At 62.7% G+C, this 23646-nt stretch carries 21 protein-coding genes; 11 read left to right on the top strand and 10 right to left on the bottom strand.

The features are described from left to right. Positions 1-15: 15 nt before the first annotated feature. The 7 genes from UW3_RS27815 (at position 16) to UW3_RS0100755 (ending at position 9655) form a co-directional block, all read left to right on the top strand. Positions 16-330 carry a hypothetical protein gene (locus UW3_RS27815; RefSeq protein WP_010220235.1) on the top strand — a complete coding sequence of 105 codons (315 nt, stop codon included), beginning with the start codon at positions 16-18 and terminating at the stop codon, positions 328-330. A gap of 73 nt (positions 331-403) precedes the next feature. Beyond that, positions 404-862, top strand: coding sequence for a hypothetical protein (locus UW3_RS0100780; RefSeq protein ID WP_010220234.1), 459 nt, complete (start codon positions 404-406; stop codon positions 860-862). A gap of 174 nt (positions 863-1036) precedes the next feature. Then, the gene (gene dsbC, locus UW3_RS0100775) at positions 1037-1765 is read left to right on the top strand and encodes a bifunctional protein-disulfide isomerase/oxidoreductase DsbC (RefSeq protein WP_010220233.1); all 729 of its coding nucleotides are present in this window, start codon (positions 1037-1039) and stop codon (positions 1763-1765) included. Positions 1766-1844: 79 nt separating this feature from the next. Next, a complete protein-coding gene (locus UW3_RS0100770) occupies positions 1845-3149 on the top strand; it encodes a homoserine dehydrogenase (RefSeq protein WP_010220232.1) in 1305 nt (434 codons plus the stop codon). A 105-nt stretch (positions 3150-3254) separates the two neighbouring features. Beyond that, positions 3255-4664 (top strand): threonine synthase, encoded by a 1410-nt coding sequence (gene thrC, locus UW3_RS0100765; protein WP_010220231.1) that lies wholly within the window; start codon positions 3255-3257, stop codon positions 4662-4664. Positions 4665-4753: 89 nt separating this feature from the next. Next, positions 4754-8350 carry a transporter substrate-binding domain-containing protein gene (locus UW3_RS0100760; RefSeq protein ID WP_148276781.1) on the top strand — a complete coding sequence of 1199 codons (3597 nt, stop codon included), beginning with the start codon at positions 4754-4756 and terminating at the stop codon, positions 8348-8350. Positions 8351-8434: 84 nt separating this feature from the next. After that, positions 8435-9655 (top strand): EAL domain-containing response regulator, encoded by a 1221-nt coding sequence (locus UW3_RS0100755; protein WP_026001138.1) that lies wholly within the window; start codon positions 8435-8437, stop codon positions 9653-9655. A gap of 7 nt (positions 9656-9662) precedes the next feature. On the opposite strand, the gene UW3_RS0100750 is transcribed toward UW3_RS0100755, so the two are convergent. Beyond that, the gene (locus UW3_RS0100750; RefSeq protein WP_010220228.1) at positions 9663-10325 is read right to left on the bottom strand and encodes a response regulator; all 663 of its coding nucleotides are present in this window, start codon (positions 10323-10325) and stop codon (positions 9663-9665) included. A gap of 138 nt (positions 10326-10463) precedes the next feature. On the opposite strand from UW3_RS0100750, the gene UW3_RS0100745 reads away from it, so the two are divergent. Continuing rightward, a complete protein-coding gene (locus UW3_RS0100745; RefSeq protein ID WP_010220226.1) occupies positions 10464-10760 on the top strand; it encodes a DUF3509 domain-containing protein in 297 nt (98 codons plus the stop codon). 169 nt (positions 10761-10929) lie between these two features. Here UW3_RS0100745 and UW3_RS0100740 read toward each other — a convergent pair whose 3' ends face one another. Next, positions 10930-11817: a TIGR02285 family protein gene (locus UW3_RS0100740; protein ID WP_010220224.1), complete on the bottom strand. Its 888-nt coding sequence runs from the start codon at positions 11815-11817 to the stop codon at positions 10930-10932. 44 nt (positions 11818-11861) lie between these two features. Continuing rightward, complete coding sequence (locus UW3_RS0100735; RefSeq protein WP_010220223.1) at positions 11862-13061, bottom strand: CaiB/BaiF CoA transferase family protein; 1200 nt, start codon at positions 13059-13061, stop codon at positions 11862-11864. 130 nt (positions 13062-13191) lie between these two features. Between UW3_RS0100735 and UW3_RS0100730 the strand changes: the two genes are divergently transcribed. From UW3_RS0100730 to UW3_RS0100720, 3 genes are all read left to right on the top strand, one after another. After that, positions 13192-13734, top strand: coding sequence for a YaeQ family protein (locus UW3_RS0100730; protein ID WP_010220222.1), 543 nt, complete (start codon positions 13192-13194; stop codon positions 13732-13734). Positions 13735-13791: 57 nt separating this feature from the next. Beyond that, positions 13792-15501, top strand: coding sequence for a single-stranded-DNA-specific exonuclease RecJ (gene recJ, locus UW3_RS0100725; RefSeq protein WP_010220221.1), 1710 nt, complete (start codon positions 13792-13794; stop codon positions 15499-15501). Positions 15502-15618: 117 nt separating this feature from the next. Continuing rightward, positions 15619-16725 (top strand): NADH:flavin oxidoreductase/NADH oxidase, encoded by a 1107-nt coding sequence (locus UW3_RS0100720; protein WP_010220220.1) that lies wholly within the window; start codon positions 15619-15621, stop codon positions 16723-16725. A gap of 44 nt (positions 16726-16769) precedes the next feature. Here the strand turns inward: UW3_RS0100720 and UW3_RS0100715 are convergent, their stop codons facing one another. From UW3_RS0100715 to UW3_RS0100685, 7 genes are all read right to left on the bottom strand, one after another. Beyond that, positions 16770-17102: a type II toxin-antitoxin system HicB family antitoxin gene (locus UW3_RS0100715; RefSeq protein WP_010220219.1), complete on the bottom strand. Its 333-nt coding sequence runs from the start codon at positions 17100-17102 to the stop codon at positions 16770-16772. After that, positions 17099-17353 carry a type II toxin-antitoxin system HicA family toxin gene (locus tag UW3_RS0100710; RefSeq protein WP_010220218.1) on the bottom strand — a complete coding sequence of 85 codons (255 nt, stop codon included), beginning with the start codon at positions 17351-17353 and terminating at the stop codon, positions 17099-17101. Before UW3_RS0100710 ends, UW3_RS0100715 begins: the two co-directional genes overlap by 4 nt. An 85-nt stretch (positions 17354-17438) precedes the next feature. Continuing rightward, positions 17439-19301 (bottom strand): NAD(P)-binding protein, encoded by a 1863-nt coding sequence (locus tag UW3_RS0100705; RefSeq protein ID WP_010220215.1) that lies wholly within the window; start codon positions 19299-19301, stop codon positions 17439-17441. A 13-nt stretch (positions 19302-19314) separates the two neighbouring features. Further along, positions 19315-20739: a gamma-aminobutyraldehyde dehydrogenase gene (locus tag UW3_RS0100700; RefSeq protein WP_010220214.1), complete on the bottom strand. Its 1425-nt coding sequence runs from the start codon at positions 20737-20739 to the stop codon at positions 19315-19317. An 18-nt stretch (positions 20740-20757) separates the two neighbouring features. After that, positions 20758-21564 (bottom strand): ABC transporter permease, encoded by an 807-nt coding sequence (locus UW3_RS0100695; RefSeq protein ID WP_010220213.1) that lies wholly within the window; start codon positions 21562-21564, stop codon positions 20758-20760. After that, positions 21554-22492, bottom strand: coding sequence for an ABC transporter permease (locus UW3_RS0100690; RefSeq protein WP_010220212.1), 939 nt, complete (start codon positions 22490-22492; stop codon positions 21554-21556). The genes UW3_RS0100695 and UW3_RS0100690 overlap by 11 nt, the downstream gene beginning before the upstream one ends. A 1-nt stretch (position 22493) precedes the next feature. Continuing rightward, a complete protein-coding gene (locus UW3_RS0100685) occupies positions 22494-23534 on the bottom strand; it encodes an ABC transporter ATP-binding protein (protein ID WP_010220211.1) in 1041 nt (346 codons plus the stop codon). Between the last annotated feature and the right edge of the window lie 112 nt (positions 23535-23646).

Here is a 23646-nt window from a genome sequence, read left to right as displayed (position 1 = left end):
AGGCTGCGCACTCTGATGAACGTCATCGGCAACAAAACATCAATCGCCATCGAATATGTCCTGACCGATAGTGTCGAACTGATGGGGTATGCTCGATTCTGGTTCAGTTCTCAGCCGCTGGGCTCTCTGGAGGATTTGATCTACTTCGAAGGTTATCTGCTGGGTTGCCTTGAGGACCTGCTGCATAAACCAGACCTGCCTGAGTGCAGAACCGGCCTTGGTAAAGCCTATTTTCTGGTGGAGAGCGCGCCATCCTCTTTACTAAGAAAAGGGTATTCTTTAAACGTGTATGAAGGCAGGCGGTACGTTGCAGTGGTTGAGGTGGTTTAGCTGTTTCATCTGTAACGGCTGGTGAATATCCGCTCTAGATGCTTGCAGTCGGTGATTACATTCAAGGGTGAACATGAAAAATAGAATCATCGTTGAAACCTACATTAAAATCGCCGACGGTTTCGTTGACTTTTTTGAGTTTCAAGGCGAGGTACGCCACCTGGATCAAATTGAAGGGGCTTTGGTTCTATCTATCAGTGGTAAACGTCTTATTGATCAAAGCATGTTTGATTACGTCGACGACCTGTGGAGCTATTTGTCAGAAGGACTGCTGAAGGTCAGTGAGGGTCAATCGTTCAGCTGCTTTTTTCCGGACCAGCCAATCGAAGTCAAACTGACCCCTGCCAATGGTCGTCTGCAGGTGAGCGTCAATTGCCACGGCGAGGTGTCTGTCGCCGCCGATAAAGATGAATTTGTCAGGGTCATGAGCGAGCACGCGCGCAAATTCTTCATCCACTTACAGAACATACAACCCGGCGCCCAAGGTACGTGCAGCTGTGCCTTGGGCCATTTGGACAAGATTCGTCGGTAAATGTCGATCACCGACACCTGGCGCTATCTGCCTTGCGCTCCCGATCGAGCACGCCTCCGACCGCCGCCGCTTCTGTGGTAGGCTTGGGCGGTTTGCACCGAGGGCCGCAATGACACCCCGTTTTTCAGGACGGGCGTGCTGCCTCCGGCCCCCTGTCCGCCTTCAGGAGTTCCCATGCGCGTGACCCAGATTTTCGCCGCCGCCGCCCTGGCGCTGGTCAGTACCTTTGCCGCTGCCGCCGACAACGCCGAGCAGGCGATCCGCAAGACCCTGCAGTCCCTGGAACTGGGCGTGCCGGTCGACAGCGTTGCCAGCAGCCCGCTGAACGGCCTGTATGAAGTCAAGCTCCAAGGCGGCCGCGTGCTGTACGCCAGCGGCGACGGCCAGTTCGTCATGCAGGGCTACCTGTTCCAGATCCAGGACGGCAAGCCGGTCAACCTGACCGAGAAGACCGAACGACAGGCCATCGCCAAGACCATCAATGCCATTCCAGCGGCCGAGATGGTGGTTTATCCTGCCAAGGGCGAAACCAAGTCGCACATCACGGTGTTTACCGACACCACCTGCCCGTACTGCCACAAGCTGCACGCCGAAGTGCCTGAGCTCAACCGTCGCGGTATCGAAGTGCGCTACGTCGCCTTCCCGCGTCAGGGCCTGGGTTCGCCGGGTGACGAGCAGTTGCAGGCGGTCTGGTGCTCGAGCGACCGCAAGGCGGCGCTGGACAAGATGATCGACGGCAAGGAAATCAAGGCCGCCAAGTGCGCCAACCCGGTCGGCAAGCAGTTCGCCCTGGGCCAGTCGATCGGCGTCAACGGTACGCCGGCCATCGTCCTGGAAAACGGCCAGGTGATTCCGGGCTACCAGCCGGCACCGCAAGTGGCCAAGCTGGCCCTGGCCAAGTAATTCAATCTGAAGCCGTCACCTTGGGGTGGCGGCAGTTTCACGATCGGCTGCCAGCCGGTCGTTTCATGGGGAGTTCACAGTGAAACCGGTCAAAGTAGGCATCTGTGGGTTGGGGACCGTCGGTGGCGGTACCTTCAATGTACTTCAGCGTAACGCCGAGGAGATCGCCCGCCGTGCCGGGCGTGGTATTGAAGTGGCACAGATTGCCATGCGTTCGCCAAACCCGAATTGCCAGATTACCGGTACCCCCATTACCGCTGATGTGTTCGAGGTTGCCACGAACCCGGAAATCGACATTGTCATCGAGCTGATCGGCGGCTACACCATCGCCCGCGAACTGGTGCTCAAGGCCATCGACCACGGCAAGCACGTGGTCACCGCCAACAAGGCGCTGATTGCCGTGCATGGCAACGAGATCTTCGCCAAGGCACGCGAGAAGGGCGTCATCGTCGCGTTCGAAGCGGCCGTGGCCGGCGGCATCCCGGTGATCAAGGCGATCCGCGAGGGTCTGTCGGCCAACCGCATCAACTGGGTGGCCGGGATCATCAACGGCACCGGCAACTTCATCCTCACTGAAATGCGTGAGAAAGGTCGTGCGTTCCCCGATGTGCTGGCCGAAGCCCAGGCCCTGGGTTACGCCGAAGCCGACCCGACTTTCGACGTCGAAGGCATCGATGCCGCGCACAAGCTGACCATCCTGGCGTCCATCGCCTTCGGTATCCCGCTGCAGTTCGACAAGGCCTACACCGAAGGCATCACCCAGCTGACCACCGCTGACGTGAATTACGCCGAAGCACTGGGCTACCGCATCAAGCACCTGGGCGTGGCCCGCAGCACGGCCAACGGCATTGAACTGCGTGTGCACCCGACGCTGATCCCGGCCGACCGCCTGATCGCCAACGTCAATGGCGTGATGAACGCGGTGATGGTCAACGGCGACGCTGCCGGCTCCACCCTGTTCTATGGTGCCGGCGCCGGCATGGAGCCTACCGCTTCGTCGGTGGTGGCTGACCTGGTCGATGTGGTTCGCGCCATGACGTCCGACCCGGAGAACCGCGTACCGCACCTGGCCTTCCAGCCGGACTCGCTGTCGGCCCACCCGATCCTGCCGATCGAAGCCTGCGAAAGCGCCTACTACCTGCGCATCCAGGCCAAGGATCACCCGGGCGTGCTGGCCCAGGTGGCGAGCATTCTCTCCGAGCGCGGCATCAACATCGAATCGATCATGCAGAAGGAAGCCGAGGAACAGGACGGCCTGGTGCCCATGATCCTGCTCACTCATCGAGTGATCGAGCAGCGCATGAACGATGCCATCACCGCCCTGGAAGCCTTGCAGGATGTGGTCGGCAACGTCGTGCGTATCCGCGTCGAACAACTCAATTGACAACAGCGGCAAGCGGCAAGCTACAAGCTGCAAGATCACAGCGGGACTGCGGTGACTTGCAGCTTGAAGCTTGAAGCTTGAAGCTCAAACCGAAGGTTTGCAAAAATGCGCTACATCAGTACTCGCGGCCAGGCACCGGCCCTGAATTTTGAAGACGTGCTGCTGGCAGGTCTCGCCAGCGACGGCGGCCTGTACGTGCCGGAAAACCTGCCACGCTTCACCCAGGAAGAAATCGCTTCCTGGGCCGGCTTGCCGTACCACGAGCTGGCTTTCCGGGTGATGCGCCCGTTCGTCACCGGTAGCATCGCCGATGCCGATTTCAAGAAGATTCTCGAAGAAACCTACGGCGAGTTCGCTCACGCCGCGGTCGCGCCGCTGCGTCAGCTGAACAGCAACGAATGGGTACTGGAGCTGTTCCACGGCCCGACCCTGGCGTTCAAGGACTTCGCCCTGCAACTGCTCGGCCGCCTGCTCGACCACGTGCTGGCCAAGCGTGGCGAGCGCGTGGTGATCATCGGCGCCACCAGTGGCGACACCGGCTCTGCCGCTATCGAAGGCTGCCGCCGTTGCGACAACGTCGACATTTTCATCCTCCATCCGCACCAGCGCGTGTCGGAAGTTCAGCGCCGGCAGATGACCACCCTCTTCGGTGAGAACATCCACAACATCGCCATCGAAGGCAACTTCGACGACTGCCAGGAAATGGTCAAGGCCAGCTTCGCTGACCAGGGCTTCCTCAAGGGCACCCGCCTGGTCGCGGTGAACTCGATCAACTGGGCGCGGATCATGGCCCAGATCGTCTACTACTTCCACGCAGCCCTGCAGCTGGGCGGCCCGGCTCGTTCGGTGGCGTTCTCGGTACCGACCGGCAACTTCGGCGACATCTTTGCCGGCTACCTGGCGCGCAACATGGGCCTGCCGATCAGCCAACTGATCGTCGCCACCAACCGCAACGACATCCTGCACCGCTTCATGAGCGGCAACCAGTACGTCAAGGAAACCCTGCACGCGACCCTGTCGCCGTCGATGGACATCATGGTCTCGTCGAACTTCGAGCGCCTGCTGTTCGACCTGCACGGTCGCAACGGCGCGGCCATCGCCGGCCTGATGGACAACTTCAAGCAGGGCGGCGGTTTCAGCGTCGAACAGGACCGCTGGACCGAAGCACGCAAGCTGTTCGATTCGCTGGCGGTCGATGATGCGCAAACCTGCGAAACCATCGCCGAAGTCTTCGCCCAGACGGGCGAGGTGCTCGACCCGCACACCGCAATCGGCGTCAAGGCCGCCCGCGAATGCCGTCGCAGCCTGGACACGCCGATGGTGGTGCTGGGTACCGCGCACCCGGTCAAGTTCCCGGAAGCGGTGGAGAAGGCCGGTGTCGGCAAGGCCCTGGAATTGCCTGCACACCTGAGCGACCTGTTTGCCCGTGACGAGAAGTGCACGGTCCTGGCCAACGACCTGAAAGCCGTTCAGGCCTTCGTCAGCCAGCACGGTAATCGCGGAAAGCCGCTCTGATCGACTGATCGGCACATGAAAGCCCGTCTCTGACGGGCTTTTTTGTTTCTACACTGGCATTGGTTTGCAGCAACGGATCAGGGGTATCAATGAGCACAGGACGTCGTCGCGCAGCAGGGCTGCTATGGGTTTGCCTGCTGGGGCTATGTACCGGACAATGGGCCCAGGCCGCCCAGAGCCTGCCCTTTACCCTGGTGCCGCCGTTTACCGAGCTTGGTCCAATGCCGCTGACCTCCGCCCAACAACAGTGGCTGGGCCCGGCACGGGTGTTGCGGGTGGGCATCTCGTTTGCCGATTACGAGCCGGTGGATATCACCATCGACCGCAATCGCTACCAGGGTATCAGCGCCGACTACCTGAGCCTGGTCGCTGAACGCCTCGGGGTGAAAACCCAGGTGCTGGCCTTTGCCAAGCGCGAGCAGGCCATCGAGGCCCTGCGCCAGGGCGATATCGATGTACTGACCAGCGCCAATGGCTTCGAGCGTAGCGTGCCGGGCCTGGCGTTCTCCGACGATTACATTCCGGACCGCTCCATGGTCGTGGTGCGCGGCGGTGCGCCGATTCCGCCGGCCTCACTGGCGGGCATGAAGGTGGTCCTGCTCGACGGTTACGCCGACACCCAGGTTATGCACCGGGTTTATCCCGGTAGTCAGGTGCTGCTGGCGCCCAACCTGAGTAGCGCACTGGAAGCGCTCAATCAGGGCGAAGTGGATGCGTTTATCGGCAACGAAATCATCATCCGCGCTTTCAATGCCCTGCGCCCGTACCTGGGGTTGCAGGTGGTCGGCCCCAGTGCCTTGCCGCCGATCGGCTTTGCCTTTGCCGTGCGCAACGAGGACCGGCTGCTGCAGGCAATGTTCAACGACGCGCTGGCCAGCATTGATGAGTCGGTGCGCCGCGAAATTCTCGGCCGCTGGACCTCCGGGCTAGGCTCGGACGTGGCACATAACCGGGTTGAACTGAGCGTGGCCGAGCGCCAATGGATCGCCAACCACCCGAGCGTGAGCGTAGTCGGCAGCCAGTACCCGCCTTACCTGTTCCGCACGCGCCAAGGGGCCTGGGTTGGCCTTAACAGTGATGTGCTGGCGACCATCGCGCAGATGACCGGGCTGCGGTTTGTCTACGCGCCATCCTCGTCGATTGCCCAGAGCCTGGAACTGCTCAAGAGCGGGCAGGCTGACATGAGCACGACCCTGAGCGAGACCCCGGAACGTCGCGAGTTTCTCGACTTCACCCATTCCATTGGTGGCCAGAGCTGGGTGTTCATCGTGCGCAAGCCGCAACTGGGCCTGGCGTCGCTGGATGAACTGGCCGGGCAGACCCTGGCACTGCCAGCGCAGCACGCGCTGGAAAACACCATTCGCCAGGATCACCCCGGTATTCGCCTGATGTTGGTGGACTCACTGGAGCAAGCTCGGGAAAAGGTGCGCAGCGGCGAAGCGTTGGCGACCATCGATAGTGAAATCGGTGCCTACAGCGTGGTCGGCAATGACCCGGTGCTCAAGGTCGGGCGGGGGGTGGAGGGCAAGTGGGCGCCGGACCGCTTCTCGGTTCGGCGCACTGCGCCGGAGCTGGAGAGCATCCTGAACAAGGCGTTGGAAGCGTTCCCGGTCGCCGAGTTGCGCGCCGTGCGCATGAAGTGGCTGGGTGCGCTGGCACCGCCCGCACCCGCCTGGCAGCGGATTGCGCCATGGATCTACTGGACCGTGGCTGCTGCTGTGTTGTTCGGGTTGGTGTCGCTGGTCTGGAGCAGCCGCCTGCGTGCGCAGATCAGCCAGCGGCAAAAGGCTGAAGAAGCCCTCAACGACCAATTGGCCTTCAAGCGCGCATTGCTCGACGGCATCCCCAACCCCATCTATGTACGCGACCTGGAAGGGCGGCTGATCACCTGCAACAAGAGCTATGAACAGGCGTTCTCGTTGCGCCTGGAAGACGTCAAGGGCCAGCGTCTGACCGATATCGAGGTCATTCCCGTCGAACTGGCCGAGCAGCTGCATGGCGATTACCTGGAGCTACTCAAGGATCCCAAGCCGGTATTCGTCGATCGGCATATTGAGTTCCAGGGCCAGCGTACCGATGCCTACCAGTGGACCGTGCCGTTCTACCGTGCCGATGGACAGCTGCAGGGCTTGCTCGGTGGCTGGATCGACATCACTGAGCGCAAGCAACTGGAAGAAGCGTTGGTGCATGCCCGGCAGCAGGCCGAACAGGCCAACCAGGCCAAAAGTGCGTTTCTGGCCACCATGAGTCACGAAATTCGCACCCCCATGGCGGTCATCATCGGCTTGCTCGAACTTGAACGGGAAACCACCCTTGCCCGCGGCGCGCAACCTTCCCAAGGATTGGAAACGGCCCATCAGTCGGCCCGTGAGCTGATTGCCCTGATCGGCGACAGCCTGGATCTCGCTCGCATCGAGGCCGGTAGCCTGCAACTGGAGCCCCAGGCACGGGCGCTCAAGCCGTTTCTCAGCGCAATCGTTGAGCAGTTTCACGCCCAGGCCCAGGGCCAGGGCCTGGATTTGCGCCTGCAACTGGCAAGCGATGTGGATGGGGTGTACTGGTTCGACCCGCTACGCTTGCGCCAGGTATTGACCAACTTGCTGGGTAACGCCCTGAAGTTCACCCACCTGGGGCTGGTGGAGTTGCAGGTCGGCCGCAGCGGGCACGACAGTTTGCACGGCGTTGGCCTCAGGCTGTGTGTGTGCGATACCGGCATCGGCATCAGTGCGCAACAGCAGAGCGAACTGTTCCAGCCGTTCTCACAGGCCGATGCTGGCGCCGACTATGGCGGCTCGGGCCTGGGCTTGAGTATTTGCCGGCAACTGGTCGAGTTGATGGGCGGCAGCATTACCTTGCACAGTGTGCTGGGCAAGGGCACCGAGGTCTGTGTCGAGCTGACCCTGGAAGCCCTGGCCGCCGAGCCTGCGCCGACGGAGGATGCCGCCGGCCTGTCCGGTGGGCCAGCGCGGCGGATCCTGGTGGTCGACGACCTGTCTGCCAGTCGCTTGGTACTCAGCCAGCAACTTGAGTTTCTCGGCCATGAAGTGCTGGCCGTGGAGAACGGCCAGAGCGCGCTGCAGGCCTGGCAGAACGGGGCGTTCGACCTGGTGCTCAGCGACTGCAACATGCCGGTGATGAACGGCTATGCACTGGCCCGTGGCATTCGCCGGTTGGAGCGCAGCAGCCAGCGGCCAGCCATCGCCATCGTCGGCTGCACCGCTAACGCCATGAAGGAAGAACGTGCTCGCTGCCTTGAGGCCGGTATGGACGAATGCCTGGTCAAGCCGGTTGCGCTTGCCCAGCTGGTGGCTGTTATCGAGAAGCTGGCTCCCCGCCACAGCTTCAAGATGCAGACCCTGCAGAAGATGACCCAGGCCAAACCTGCAGTGCTGCAACGCATGCTGGAAGAATTACGGAAAAATCTGGCCGAAGAATCGATCCTGCTGGCAGCGGCCGTTGAGGCGCAGGGCTGGGAGCGAATCGGGGTGTCATTGCACCGTCTCAAGGGCGTGGCCTGCCTGATCGATGCGCTGCCCCTGGCACAGGCCTGTCGGCAACTTGAAAGCGCCAGCCAGGCTTGTTCTACGCAGGCGGCGCACTCGGCGTGGTCAGCGTTGCAGGTGGTGATCGGCCAGTTGAGTCAGGATATTGAACAGGAGCTGTGGAAATTGTTGCCTGAACTTTAGGACATGTCCTATGGGCGTTTCAGGTCGATTTTCCTAGAGTTGCACAGTGCTGTCGTTCAGATCGGCTACTGCGGGGAAATTTTCATGCGCTCACTTAAGGTTCTGATCCTTGAGGATCATCCTTTTCAACTGATGGCCTTGCATCAGATGCTCAACGCCAATGGCGTCTTCGATGTGCTGACGGCGGAGTCGGTCGAGGGTGCCCGGCAGACCTTGTCGCGACGCGGACGTGTCGACATCGCCATCTGCGACCTGCACATGGACGGTCAGGACGGCCTGGAGCTGATCCGCCACCTGGCCGACAGCGGGCTTGCTGCAGCGCTGATTATCCTCAGCAGTGCCGAACGCGGGGTGCTCGATAGTGTTGCCGACCTGGCTCGGCAACTGGGCTTGCGGGTTCTCGGCAGCTTGCAGAAACCAGCCTGCAGCGTTTCTCTGCACAAGTTGCTGCGCCGCTACCTGGATGAGCCTGGTGCTCCCCCCCAGGCGGTCGCCGCACCGGCCCATGCCGAACTGTTGGCCATGTCGCCGGCCGAAGTGGCGCAGAGCAAAGCGCAATGGGTGGTCCATTACCAGCCCAAGGTCGCTTTCGACGGCACCCTGGCCGGGGTCGAGGCGTTGGTGCGCTGGCAGCATCCGAGCCTTGGCTTGCTCGGCCCGGGGCAGTTCTTCCCGCTGGTCGAGGGCGCCGGTTTGCTGGAGACGCTGAGCTGGCATGTGCTCGACCAGGCCTTGGCTTTCAGCGCCAAGGTCAGGCTGCACAGTGGCCAGCCACTGCCGGTGGCGGTCAACATTGCCCCGCAGATGCTGGTTCACGACGATTTTGCCGAGCGGGTCGTCGCTGCCCTCAAACGTCATGACGTGCCGGCCAGCGCCCTGACCCTGGAGGTCATTGAAACCCATGGCTGCCAGCTCGACAGCAACCAGCTCGAAGGCTTGCTGCACCTGCGCATTCAGGGCTGCCAACTGTCGATCGATGACTTCGGCATGGGCGTATCCAACCTCCAGCGCCTGCTCGAACTGCCGTTCAGCGAACTGAAGCTGCCCAGCGAGTTCGTCCGTGGCATGGCCGACGATGGTCGCAAGGCGGCGGTGGTCGCTGGTGCCCTGATCATGGCCCGGCGCATGGACCTCAAGGTGGTGGTCGAAGGGGTCGAGACGGTTGACGACCTGATGGCGATCAAGGCCCTGGGCAGCCCAGTCATGCAGGGTTACTTCATTGCCCGGCCGATGGCAGGGGTAGAACTCTGCCAATGGATGCTGGAGCGTGAGCCGGGCGAAGCCAAGCAGCGGCGCAGGGCGTGAGCCACTTTCAGCCCAGGCCATGTTCCTGCATATAGAGGTACAGCGCAGCGTCATTGGCCAGGCCCAGCTTGCGCATGGCACTGACCTTCTGGCTGCTCACCGTCTGCTTGCTGCGGTTGAGCAGGGCGGCGATCTGGCCGACCGTGTGGCCGGCGGCAAGCAGGCGGGAAACTTCCAGTTCCCGCGGCGACAAGGCCGTCTGGGCACGGGCCAGGTCTTCGCGCACCGCGCCCTCCTGCAGCAGTAACTGCTGCACCGAGTCGGCCAGGTAGATCTTGCCGCGTTGCAAGCGTGCGATGGCCTGGGGCAACTCGTCAGCCAGGCTGGCTTTGCTCAGCAGGCCATTGACGCCCTGGGCCAGCATTGCCCGGAACAAGCCGGCGTTGTTGAGCATCGTGACCACCAGGATGGGTAACTGCGCAGAGTGCCGCCGTAGCTGCTCGAGCAGTTTCAGACCATCGTTCTGCTGCTCGACGGGCATCATGAAATCGGTCACCAGCACATCGCAATCCTGCGACTGCACCAGCTGCATCAGCTCCAGCGGGCTACCGGCCTCTGCGACCACGCGTACCGATGGAATCTGTTCGAGCACGGCGCGCAGGCCAATGCGAAAGATCGGGTGGTCATCGGCAAGGATGATGCGCAGTTCGCCAGAGGCAGGATCCGTCACAGGCAGGCTCCGATCAATCGGCTGGATTTCAATCTGTCATTTTTGCCGGGCATGCTGGGTCGAGGAAATCGCACAGTGAGAACTTTTCCGGCTGCCGCAGGGTCAGTGAAAGACCCCTTCTCGACAGGTAGGTGAACAATGAATGAGATGGAATGTATCAGATTGTTGCTCGGCGAAGCATTGGCACCTTACCGGGTCAGGTTGGTGCGCCTGAGCACCGGTTGTGATTTTGACCTGTGCCTGAGCGATGAAGCGAACCGCACCGTGCTGCAGCGTACGGTAAAACCCAGCCAGTTGCAGGACCAGCGCCTGCTGGTCGACCTGGTCGATGGTTTGCAGCGCGACTTGCTCATCGTCGAGGGGCGTTTGCAGCCCTGCGTGATAGCGGCCCAGCGCCACTTGCAGCAAGGGCGGCCGATCAGCGCCGGGGTGTGACGGAACCTTTACCGATGAGCGCAATCAGATCTTACAAGGACAGCTGATCGGGATTTTGCTCCGATGTCGTGATGCTGTCGTGCGAAGCCCCGATGGGCTTCTGTTTAGCCCCGGGCGGCCTCCCCACCGTTCGGGGTTTCTTTTTGCCCGGGATTTGTCTCGGCCCGGGTCAGTCGTGCTCGCCAAACAGACGCAGGCTATCATGCACGTACTGCTCGCGCATTTGCGGGGCCAGCCACTGGGCGTAGAGGTCGGGCAAGGTATCGTTGCGCAACGGCAGCAGCAGTTTGTTGATATGGCTGATGGCTTCGCGGCCTAGCGGCGTGTCGGAGCAGCCTACCCGCAACAACTGGTATTGCTCGACGCCCTGGATCGGGAAGAAGGTGTAGTCATCGGTCGGCCAGCCTTGTTGTTGCAGCAAGTAGCGCACCTCTGGCCAGTAGCCAAGCACCAGTTGCAGGCGGTCATGCTGCTGCATCTGCAACAGGCTGGTGACTGCATCGTTACCGTAGTGGCGGCTGAGGGTAGTGTCAGGCAGAGTCTTGAGCAGTTCATCAACCGCAGTGCTATAGCTGCGCTGGGCTACCACACCGAGCTTGAGTGCAGTGTTGCCCAGCAACGCCGGCAGGTCGACCTGATTGCCCTGCAGATAGGGTTCGAGCAGGTGCTGGTCTTTGCGCCGAACCACCAGGCCACTGCTCAGCACGCCCAGGCTGGGAATCGAGAAGTGCACGTAACGCGCTCGCTCGGGCGTCCACAGCAAGGTGGGGTCGCAGGTGAAGGTGGGCTCCTGAAGCATCTGGATGCCCCGGGCGCGGTTGACCCGGACAATGCTGTGATCGTATTCGGGCATCTGGTCGATCAGCAGCGCCAGCAACTGGTCGATCGCCCCCTGGCCTTTGCCGGTGCCTTCGAAAATGGTCAGCGGCGGTAGGTCACGCAATAGCCAGAACAAGCGCTCCTTGGCCCAGGCCGAAGTCGGCATGCCCAGGCTCAGCAGCAAACCCAGCAACAACGGCCAGCCACGACGCAGGCTGGTTTGCCAGTGAAAGGTCATGTTCGGCTCTCCACCATTGCCACGGGATTCAGGCAAGGCCTTGTTCAGACCGCCCCTTGGCTGCGTAGCCGGGCAATAGCGGCGGCGTCGTAACCCAGCCCGCCAAGCAATTGATCGGTGTGTGCTCCCAGCTGCGGGCCGACCCACTCACTGGAGCCCGGAGTATGCGAGAGCTTGGGGACGATCCCCGGCATTTTGAACGGCTTGCCGTCCGGCAGTTTGGCCTGGAGGAACATCTCGCGGGCGAGAAACTGCGGGTCGCTGAACATGTCCTCGGCGCTGTAGATGCGGCTGGCTGGCACTTGCGCGTCATTGAGCACCTGCATCAGGTCGTCCAGCGGCAGGGTCCGGGCCCAGCGGTCGATCACCCCGTACAGTTCATCGCGGCGCACGTCGCGGCCGTCGTTGCTGGCCAGGGCCGGATCGTCGGCCAGGTCGTTGCGGCCGATGGCCTGCATGAAGCGCTTGAAGATCGCATCGCCATTGGCGCCGATCTGCACATGCTTGCCGTCGGCACTGGTGTGAATCGAGGAGGGGGTGATGCCGGGCATGATGTTGCCGGTACGCTCGCGAATAAAACCGAACACGTCGAACTCTGGCACCATGCTCTCCATCATGGCGAAGATCGCCTCGTACAGGGCCACATCCACCACCTGGCCCTGGCCGCCGTTGACCTCGCGATGACGCAGGGCCATCAATGCGCCGATGACACCCCACAACGCAGCAATCGAGTCGCCGATGGAGATCCCGGTACGTACCGGCGGGCGGTCCTCGAAGCCGGTGATATAGCGCAGCCCGCCCATCGACTCGCCAACCGCGCCGAAACCCGGTTGGTCCTTCATCGGCCCGGTCTGGCCGAAGCCGGACAGGCGCACCATCACCAGTTTCGGGTTGAGGGCGTGCAGCACGTCCCAGCCCAGGCCGAGCTTTTCCAGCACCCCGGGGCGGAAGTTCTCGATCAGGATGTCGGCTTCGGCCAGTAGCTTCTTGAGAATCTCCAGCCCTTCGGCATGCTTGAGATTGAGGGTCAGCGACTGCTTGTTGCGGGCCTGCACGAACCACCACAGCGACGTGCCTTCGTACAGCTTGCGCCATTTGCGCAGCGGGTCACCGCCATCGGGCGACTCGACCTTGATCACGTCGGCGCCGAATTCTGCGCAGATGCGCGAGGCGAACGGGCCGGCGATCAGGGTACCGAGTTCGATGACTTTGAGGCCGGCGAGAGGTTTGCTGGGCGTAGGCATGAGGCGTCCGTGGCAGCGGGTCAGGGCCCCCGTTTTTATCATAGCTGGGGCCGCTCAGATACTGCCGCGGCGCAACGAACATGCGGATCGGTTAGACTGGGCGACTTTCCTTGCCGCAAGAAGCCCGTCCATGGCCCAGCCGTCCACCACCTACAAGTTTGAACTGAACCTCACCGACCTTGACCGCGGCGTGTACGAAAGCGTCAAGCAGACCATCGCCCGTCACCCCTCGGAAACCGAAGAGCGCATGGCCGTGCGTTTGCTGGCCTACGCCCTGTGGTACAACGAACAACTGGCTTTTGGCCGCGGTCTGTCGGATGTAGACGAAGCTGCTGTGTGGGAAAAGAGTCTGGACGACCGCATCCTGCACTGGATCGAAGTTGGCCAACCGGATGCCGATCGCCTGACCTGGTGTTCGCGCCGTACCGAACGCACCAGCCTGCTGGCCTATGGCAGCCTGCGCGTGTGGGAAACCAAGGTGGTGCCGGCGGTCAAGAACCTGAAAAACCTGAACATCGCCGCCGTGCCCCAGGAAGTCCTGGAAACCCTGGCCAAGGATATGCCGCGCGCGATCAAGTGGGATGTGATGATCAGCGAAGGCACGGTGTTCGTTACCGACGATCGCGGCCAGCATGAAGTCCAGCTTCAATGGCTGATGGGCGAGCGCGGCTGAAGCCGCGATTGCACCGCCATCACATTTTCCTGATTCACGAGAAGCCTCAATCGCCCCATGCGTATCGATCCCCGCCCGTTGCCGTCCACGCTGCCGTTCCTTGGCGACCTGCCGCCGTTGCTGACCCGCCTGTATGCCGCCCGCGGCGTGCAATCGGCAGCCGAGCTGGATAAAAGCCTGGCGCGCTTGCTGCCTTACCAGCAACTCAAGGGCATCGAGGCGGCGGTCGACCTGCTGGTGACCGCACTGGCCGAACGTCAGCGCATCCTCATCGTCGGCGACTTCGACGCTGACGGCGCCACGGCCAGCACCGTCGGCGTGCTCGGCTTGCGCCTGCTCGGTGCCGCCCATGTCGACTACCTGGTGCCCAACCGCTTCGAGTACGGCTACGGCCTGACCCCGGAGATCGTCGAGGTGGCCCTGCAGCGCCAGCCGCAACTGCTGATCACCGTCGACAATGGCATCTCCAGCGTCGAAGGCGTGGCAGCCGCCAAGGCGGCGGGCTTGAAAGTGCTGGTGACCGATCACCACCTGCCAGGCCATGAACTGCCGGCGGCCGATGCCATCGTCAACCCCAACCAGCCGGGCTGCGAGTTTCCCAGCAAGGCGCTGGCCGGGGTCGGGGTGATCTTTTATGTACTGATGGCCTTGCGCGCGCGGTTGCGCAGCCTGGGCCACTACGACAATGCAGCGCAACCGAACATCGGCGAGTTGCTCGATCTGGTGGCCCTGGGCAGCGTGGCCGACGTGGTGCCGCTGGATGCCAACAATCGCATCCTGGTCCATCAGGGCCTCGAGCGGATCCGCGCCGGGCGGGCACGGCCGGGGCTCAAGGCAATCCTCGAAGTAGCCCGGCGCGATCACGCGCGCATCACCTCCACCGACCTTGGTTTTATCCTCGGCCCACGGCTCAATGCCGCCGGTCGCCTGGACGACATGAGCCTGGGTATCGAGTGCCTGCTCAGTGACGATGCCAACCTGGCACGGGAAATGGCCGGCCAGCTCGACGAACTGAACCAGGACCGCAAGTCCATCGAGCAGGGCATGCAGCGCGAAGCCCTGGCCCAGCTCAAGGACTTGCCGCTGGAATCGATGCCGTTCGGCCTGTGCCTGTTCGAGCCGGATTGGCACCAGGGCGTGATCGGCATCCTCGCTTCGCGCCTCAAAGAGCGTTATCACCGCCCGACCATTGCCTTTGCCGATGCTGGCGAGGGCATGCTCAAGGGCTCGGCGCGTTCGGTGCCGGGCTTTCATATTCGTGATGCGCTGGATGCCGTGGCCGCCCGTCACCCGCAACTGATCAGCAAGTTTGGTGGCCACGCCATGGCTGCCGGCCTGTCGCTGCCGGCCGAGAACTTCCCGGCCTTTGCCCAGGCGTTCGACGAAGAAACCCGGCGTCAACTGCGTGAAGAGGACCTGACCGGGCGCCTGCTGTCCGACGGCACCCTGGCGGTCGAGGAGTTTCACCTGGAACTGGCCCGCGCCCTGCGCCATGCCGGGCCCTGGGGGCAGCACTTCCCCGAGCCGCTGTTCCATGGCGTGTTCCAGTTGGTCGAGCAGCGGGTGGTGGGTGAGCGGCACCTGAAGGTGGTGCTCAAGAGCGAATGCGGCTCGCTCAAGCTCGATGGCATCGCCTTTGGCATTGACCGCGAAGTCTGGCCCAATCCGACCGTGCGCTGGGTCGAACTGGCCTACAAGCTCGACGTCAACGAGTTCCGCGGCCAGGAAAGCGTGCAACTGATGATCGCCCATATCGAGCCGCGCTGAACTCACGGGGCAAAGTGGTCTAGGCTTCGAATGATCGGTCGAAGAACCTGCGGGGAAGATTCAGTAGTCGGCCTGTCAACTATCTGGAGCCTTACCACTTGATTTGAGAGGTGCCCCATGAGCCTGCTGCTTGAGCCGTACACCTTGCGCCACTTGATCCTGCCCAACCGTATTGCCGTGTCACCCATGTGCCAGTATTCCAGTGTCGACGGCCTGGCCAACGACTGGCACCTGGTGCACCTGGGCAGCCGCGCGGTGGGCGGCGCCGGCCTGATTTTCACTGAAGCCACCGCCGTGACTGCCGATGGGCGCATTACCGCGCAGGACCTGGGCTTATGGGACGATGCGCAGATCCCGCCGCTGCAACGCATCACCCGCTTCATCACCGCCCAGGGCGCGGTGCCAGGCATCCAGTTGGCCCATGCCGGGCGCAAGGCCAGCACCCATCGGCCCTGGCTGGGCAAGCATGGCAGCGTCAAGGTGAGCGATGGCGGCTGGGTACCGGTGGGGCCCTCGAAGATTGCCTTCGACCCGGAGCACACGGCACCGACCGAACTGACCGAAGCGCAGATCGGCGAGATCATCCAGGCGTTTGTCGATGCCGCCCGGCGGGCCCTGGTGGCGGGCTTCAAAGTCGTCGAAGTGCATGCCGCCCACGGTTACCTGTTGCACCAGTTTCTCTCGCCATTGAGCAACCAGCGCCGTGACCAGTACGGCAGCTGTTTCGAAAACCGCATTCGCCTGACCCTGCAAGTGAGCGAAGCGGTGCGTGACGTCTGGCCGGCTGAACTGCCGGTGTTCGTGCGCCTGTCGGCCACCGATTGGGTCGAGGATGGCTGGAATCCCGATGAGACTGTCGAGCTGGCCAAGCGCTTGAGACAGTTGGGCGTGGACCTGATCGATGTGTCCTCCGGCGGTACCTCGGCGAAGGCCGAGATTCCCACCGGGCCTGGCTATCAGACACAGTTTGCGGCAAAAGTCCGGGAAGAATCGGGGATTGCCACCGGGACGGTGGGCTTGATTACCGACCCGATGCAGGCTGAAACCATCTTGCGAACGGCGCAGGCCGATATCATCTTCCTCGCCCGCGAGCTGCTGCGCGACCCGTACTGGCCACTGCACGCCGACGATGACCTGGGGGGCAACAAAGCGGTGTGGCCGGCGCAGTATCAACGCGCGACCAGTCGCGAGCAGCCGATTCACGAGTCTGATTTGCGCGATTGAAGCAACCCATCGCGGGGCCGGTCGACGTGCCCCGCGATCGCCCCTCAGGCATGCGCCGCCTGGCTCAACACATCACTGACCCACTGGTTGATGCTTTTATCAGCCAACTCCGCCTTTTGTGCGACGCTGGCATGCAGCGTCGGCTCCAGGCGCAGGCTCAATTTCCCCGAGTAAGCTTTCTGTGGTTCACGACCTACGCGAGCGCAGGTATCGAGGTAGTCATCCACGGCTTCTTCGAAGGCGCTACGCAGTTGCGCGACCGATTGCGCGTGAAAGCCGATTACATCGCGTATACCCGCGACATGGCCAATCAGCAATTGGTCTTCATCGCTGTATTCGATACGGGCGGCATAGCCTTTGTAATTCATGACATTCATGGGGTCACTCCTGCCTGTTCCAGAAACAACCGCGCATCGCGGATCTGATAAGGCTTGGCATCTTTATCCGGATGGGGGCGATGGAAGGTCGCGATCACTCCATTGAGTTCGAAGCGCACGCGTGAACCTCGACCTTCGATTACCCGGGCCCCCGCACCGACCAGCAAGGATTCGATGCGAGCCCATTCCAGATTGTTGGGTAACGGTTTGCTGAAGATCGACTTCAGCGTACTGCGCTGATGATTATTCATGGTATCAGATTATGATACCGCTAACTCTGCAGCAATGGGATGTCCGTAGGGCGAGGCCTTAGAGGATGAAGGAGGTTTCCTGGATTCAGCCCAATTCCCCCACCGCCCGCCAGGCCTCATCGATCGCTGCATGGGCATAAGCACTCCAGGCCGCATCCGAATTGGCGATGCTGACCTTGCCCACGGGCTTGCGCGCCAGTTCCTGCCATTGCTCGATCTGCTCGGGATCGTCGTAGAGGGTGTTGGTAAAGCAGGCGTAGCCGTGGGGCCAGCGGTTGACGGTGATCGCCAGGATGTCCTGGTTGTGGTCAAAGCCGCCCGGGCCCAGCATGCGTTGCAACTGTTCGCGCAACTGGCTCTCCAGCACCTCGAATGAGGTACCGTACAGGCGCCCACGCCCGGCGCGGGCCTGGTCGCGGCTGTTCATGCCGCTGTCGGGGCTGGTCGGCACGTAGACCATGTGCAAGCCGATAGGCTGCGCCGGGTCGCGCGGGTGCTCGTAGCCACCCAGGCTTACCGGGTAGTCGAGCTTGATCCGGCTGTAGGGCTGGGTCGCGGCATAGATCTCGTGCACGCCAAGCTTCTTGAAGGCCTGCCAGTTGCGCACGATGACCTTGGTGTACACCAGCGGGAATTTGACGTTCTGGCTCAGGGCATGGGCCTGGTCGGCCGACAGGTCGCGCAGCAGGTAGGGGATCATCATGTTGTAGCAGGCCAGGATGCAGTGCTTGCCACGCACCTGGGCCAGTTGCCCGCCACGGCTGAAGCCGATATTTACGCCGCCGTCGACGTTGCGCACGCTGACCGCCGTGCTGTTCAGGCGCAGGCGTACCGGTTGCCCGGCGCGGTCGAGCTGGCTGTAGTCGAAGTTGGCCAGGACGATGTCTTCCATGTCCTTGCCCGGCGCCACCGTCGGCACCAGGCTGCGCACCAGCAGGCGCGCCAGCGAGGCGTTGCCGTCGGGGAAGTGGTAAATGTACGGCTCTTCCATCTCCGCCTTGGCTTCTTCGCTGATGGGTTCCAGGTTCATTGCGCCAAAGCCCGGGAAGCCGGTGTTGTAGGCGTCGGCGGCGGCCACTGCATCAATGCTCAGGGCCATGAAGTCGTTGGTGCGGCCCTGGAAGTACTTGACTGCCTTGGCCGACAGGCCGACGTCCTTGAGGAGGAAATCGCGGTAGCTGGTGCGCTCAAGGTAGGCGTTCTTGTCCTCCAGCGATTTGCCGGCCAGGTAATCCCGGGGCGCTTCGTGCAGGTCGATCAGGGCCTTGCGGTCGCTTTCGGGCAGGGGGAAATCGTTGATGAAATCGCCGATCGAGCGGGCGTTTAGCTGCGCGGGGGCAATGTCATCGGCGACCATTGGCATTGGGTCGCCGCTGACCAGCTTGTCTTCGCCGAAGGTCTCGCGGTCGAAGAACACCGCGCGCGACAGGCCCAGGTCCGGGTAGAAGCTGCGGTCAAAGGCGCTCTCGAAACGCTTGATGTCCACCCCGAGTTTTGCCAGCAGGCCGTTGACCTCTTTGCTGTACAGGTGGTTGGGCGACTGGAAGGCTTCGCTGCCGCCATAACCGAGGATCATCCGCCCGCCGGCGCTGAACTCGTTGCGCTTGGCATGGCCGCCGAAGTCATCGTGGTTCTCGAGAATCAGGATCTTCGCTGCGGGGTGCTTCTCGCGGTAGAAGAAGGCTGCCGACAGGCCGCTGATGCCGCCGCCGACCACCACCAGGTCGTACGCCTCGCTGATCGGCAAGGCGTCGGTGGCGAAGGTCTGTTTTTCCCAGCCCATCTGGTGGGCGACTTCGAAGGCGCCGACATGGCTGCCGCGCAAGCCGGTCAACGCCGGTGGGTAGTAGCGCCCGCTGGGGGCCGCCTGAAGCAGTTGCAACGGGGTCAAGCCCGCTGCAACGCCGATGGCGACTCCGTTGATGAAGTCGCGTCGGGTGATTTCCATGGGTGTCCTTACCTTAATGTTTGAACATCACATGCCGGATGCAGGTGTAGTCCTCCAGCCCGTACATGGACATATCCTTTCCATAGCCGGACAGTTTCTGACCGCCGTGGGGCATTTCGCTGACCAGCATAAAGTGCGTGTTGACCCAGGTACAGCCGTACTGCAGGCGCGCCGAGATGCGGTGGGCGCGGCCGACGTCAGCGGTCCACAGCGACGACGCCAGGCCGTAGTCGGAATCGTTGGCCCAGGCCAGGGCCTGAGCTTCGTTGTCGAAACGGGTCACTGAGACCACAGGCCCGAACACTTCGCGACGCACGATCTCGTCATCCTGCTGGGCATCGGCCAGCACCGTCGGTTCAAAGAAGAAGCCGTCACCGGCCACTGCCTTGCCACCGGTCACCAGGCGGATATGTGGCTGGGCAATCGCCCGTTCGACCATGGCCGCCACCCGGTCGCGGTGCTGGGCGCTGATCAGTGGGCCGAGTTCGGTGTTCGGGTCGTTCTGCAGGCCATGCTTGATACTGGCCACGGCCTTGCCGAGCTTTTCAACGAATGGCTCGTAGATGCCGCTCTGGGCATAGATCCGGCAGGCGGCGGTACAGTCCTGGCCGGCGTTGTAGAAACCGAAGGTGCGGATGCCGTCGACCGCGGCGTCGATATCGGCATCATCGAAAATGATCACCGGTGCCTTGCCACCCAGCTCCATGTGCATGCGTTTCACGCTGTCGGCGGTGCTGGCGATGATGTTGGCCCCGGTGGGGATTGAACCGGTCAACGACACCATGCGCACTTTCGGGTGGTTCACCAGCGGCGTGCCGACACTTGGGCCACGGCCGAAGAGGATATTCAGTACGCCGGCCGGGAATATGTCGCTGGCCAGTTGGGCCAGGCGCAACGCCGTCAGTGGCGTCTGCTCCGACGGTTTGAGCACCACGGTGTTGCCGGCGGCCAGGGCCGGGGCGATCTTCCAGGCCACCATCATCAGCGGGTAGTTCCATGGCGCAATCGAGGCGACCACGCCCAGCGGGTCGCGGCGGGTCATCGAGGTGTGCCCCGGCAGGTATTCACCCGCGGCCGAGCCGCCGAGGCAGCGGGTGGCGCCGGCAAAAAAGCGAAACACATCGGCGATGGCCGGGATCTCGTCGTGGAGTGCGGCGGCGTAGGGCTTGCCGCAGTTGTCCGATTCCAGCCGGGCCAGCTCTTCACCGTGGGCCTCGATGGTCTGGGCGAGTTTGAGCAGCAGCAGCGAACGCTCCTTGGGTGTGGTCTGCGACCAGCTCTGGAAGGCGTGGTCGGCAGCGCGCACGGCGGTATCGATCTGGGCCTCGCTGGCTTCGTTGACTTCCACCAGCACGCTGCCCAGCGCCGGGTTGAGTACCGCACAGCTTGCGCCTTCGCCTTCAACCAGTTGGCCGTTGATCAACAGTCGGGTTTGCATGGTCTAGTCCTCCAGGAGTTATTTGCCGTTACCGGCGACGCTTTCGCCGCCGCGGGTCAGGTAATAGGCGCCGAGGATCGGCAGCATGGTCACCAGCATCACCAGCATGGCCACCACGTTGGTCACCGGCACATCGCGCGGCCGGCTCAACTGGTTGAGCAGCCAGATCGGCAGGGTGCGTTCGTGGCCGGCGGTGAAGGTGGTGACGATGATTTCATCGAACGACAAGGCAAACGCCAGCATGCCGCCGGCCAGTAATGCCGAGCCGAGGTTGGGCAGGATGATGTAGCGAAAGGTCTGCCAGCCGTCGGCACCGAGGTCCATCGACGCCTCGATCAGGCTCTGTGAAGTACGTCGCAGGCGGGCGATGACGTTGTTGTAGACGATCACTACGCAGAAGGTGGCGTGGCCGACGACGATGGTGAAAATCCCGGGCTCGATACCGAGGGTCTTGAACGCCGAGAGCAGGGCGATCCCGGTGATGATCCCAGGCAGGGCGATGGGCAGGATCAGCATCAGCGAGATGCTTTCCTTGCCGAAAAAACTGCGCCGGTACAGCGCCGTCGAGGCCAGGGTGCCGAGCACCAGGGCGATCAGCGTGGCCAGGCAGGCGACCTGCAGCGACAGCTTGATCGACTCCAGCACGTCCGGGCGCGAAAACGCCACGCTGAACCATTTGAGGGTAAAGCCCTGGGGTGGAAAGCTGAAGGCGGCGTCTTCGGTGTTGAAGGCATAGAGGAAGATGATCAGGATCGGGAAGTGCAGGAACACCAGCCCGCCCCAGGCCGCCAGGCGCAGGCCGATCGAGGCGCGCTCAGAGTGCATCGAAGGCCCCCAGGCGTTTGACGATGGACAGGTAGATGGCGATCAGCACGATCGGCACCAGGGTAAAGGCGGCGGCCATGGGCATGTTGCCGATGGCGCCCTGCTGGGCGTAGACCATGCTGCCGATGAAGTAGCCGGGCGGGCCGACCAGTTGCGGGACGATGAAGTCGCCCAGGGTCAGCGAGAAGGTAAAGATCGAGCCGGCGGCAATGCCCGGCACCGACAGCGGCAGGATCACCTGCATGAAGGTCTGCCGCGGCCTGGCGCCCAAGTCCGCCGAGGCGTGCAGCAGCGAGGGCGGCAATCGCTCCAGCGAGGCCTGGATCGGCAGGATCATGAACGGCAGCCAGATGTAGACGAACACCAGAAAGCGCCCCAGGTGCGAGGTCGACAGGGTGCTGCCGCCAACCCCGGGAATACCGAGGATGAACAGCAGCACTGGCCCCAGGTTCAGTTGCTGGACGAACCACTGGGCCACGCCGCCTTTGGCCAGCAGCAAGGTCCAGGCGTAGGCCTTGACGATATAGCTGGCCCACATCGGCATCATTACCGCGATGTAGAAGAACGCCTTGGTCTTGCCGCTGGTGTATCGGGCCATGTAGTAGGCGATGGGGAAGGCCAGGGTGGCGCTGGCGATCGATACGGCGATGGCCATGCCCAGGGTGCGCAGGATGATGTCGAAGTTCGACGGGTTGAACAGCGCGCTGAAGTTGGCCAGGGTCAGCTCCGGGCTGACCGCCATGGTGAAGTCGTCGAAGGTGTAGAAGCCCTGCCACAGCAGGCTCAGCAGCGAGCCAAGGTATATCGCGCCGAACCAGGTCAGTGGCGGCACCAGCAGCAGCGCCAGGTACAGGTTGGGCCGCCGGTAGAGCAGGTTGGAGAAGCGCCGCATGGCTGTCGGCGCGGCTGTTGCCGGGGCCTGGCTCATCTCAGCGGCCCTCGCCGGGCACGGTTTCCAGCAGCGCGGTCATCGCCTCGCGGGCCCAGCGTGCCTGCAGGCGTTGGCCGGGCTGCCAGGGCGCGGCGTGTTCCTGCCATTGGTTGTTGGCCTGGCTGATGCAGAGCAGTTGGCCGTTGTCCAGTTGCAGCTCGTAGCGGGTGGCGCTGCCCTGATACTGGATATCGTGGAGCAGGCCGCTGACCTGGATTTCGTTGCTGGCGGCCGGTTGGTCGCCAAGGCGGATGTGTTCCGGGCGGATCGAGAAGGGCAGCTCGCTGCCATTGAGCTGCTGTGCCAGTGTGCCGCGCAGCACATTGGAGGTGCCGACGAACTCGGCAACGAAGGTGGTCGCCGGCTTCATGTACAGGTTGCGCGGGGTGTCGACCTGCTCGATGCGGCCGCGGTTGAACACCGCGACCCGGTCCGACATCGACAGCGCCTCGGTCTGGTCATGGGTGACGAAGATGAAGGTAATGCCCAGTTGGCGTTGCAGCTTTTTCAGCTCGCCCTGCATTTGCTCGCGCAACTTCAGGTCCAGCGCGCCCAAGGGCTCGTCGAGCAGCAGCACCCGCGGGCGGTTGACCAGTGCCCGGGCCAGGGCCACGCGCTGGCGCTGGCCGCCGGAAAGCTGCACCGGCTTGCGCAGGCCGTAACCGCCCAGGGCGACCATGGCCAGGGCTTCTTCGGCGCGGGTGTGGCGCTCGGCCTTGGCCACGCCCTTGACCTTCAGGCCATAGGCGACGTTGTCGCGCACGTTCATGTGCGGGAACAGCGCGTAATCCTGGAACACCGTGTTGACGTCGCGCTGGTAGGGCGGCAAGCCCGCAGCCTCTGCGCCATGGATGCGGATCGAACCGGTACTGGGTTGCTCGAAACCGGCGATCAGGCGCAGGCAGGTGGTCTTGCCCGAACCCGAGGGGCCGAGCATCGAGAAGAACTCGCCGTCGTGAATGTCGATCGACACCTGGTCAACGGCCCTGACCTCGCCGAAGGCGCGCGAGACATTGGTGAACTGGACTGCAAGGGTCATGCTCAGGTGCTCCACAGGTCAGTGGGGGCGAAACCCATCGTTGGCAAGGCCAGCTCCCACAGGCTGGTGTACACCGGTCCATGGTGGGAGCAACTGTCTTGATCAGGCTGTT

Origin of the sequence: Pseudomonas donghuensis, from assembly GCF_000259195.1 — a bacterium.
GTDB classification, from domain to species: domain Bacteria; phylum Pseudomonadota; class Gammaproteobacteria; order Pseudomonadales; family Pseudomonadaceae; genus Aquipseudomonas; species Aquipseudomonas donghuensis.
The sequence above is the reverse complement of the archived record's forward strand: the minus strand, read 5'-3'. Positions and strand labels throughout refer to the sequence as shown.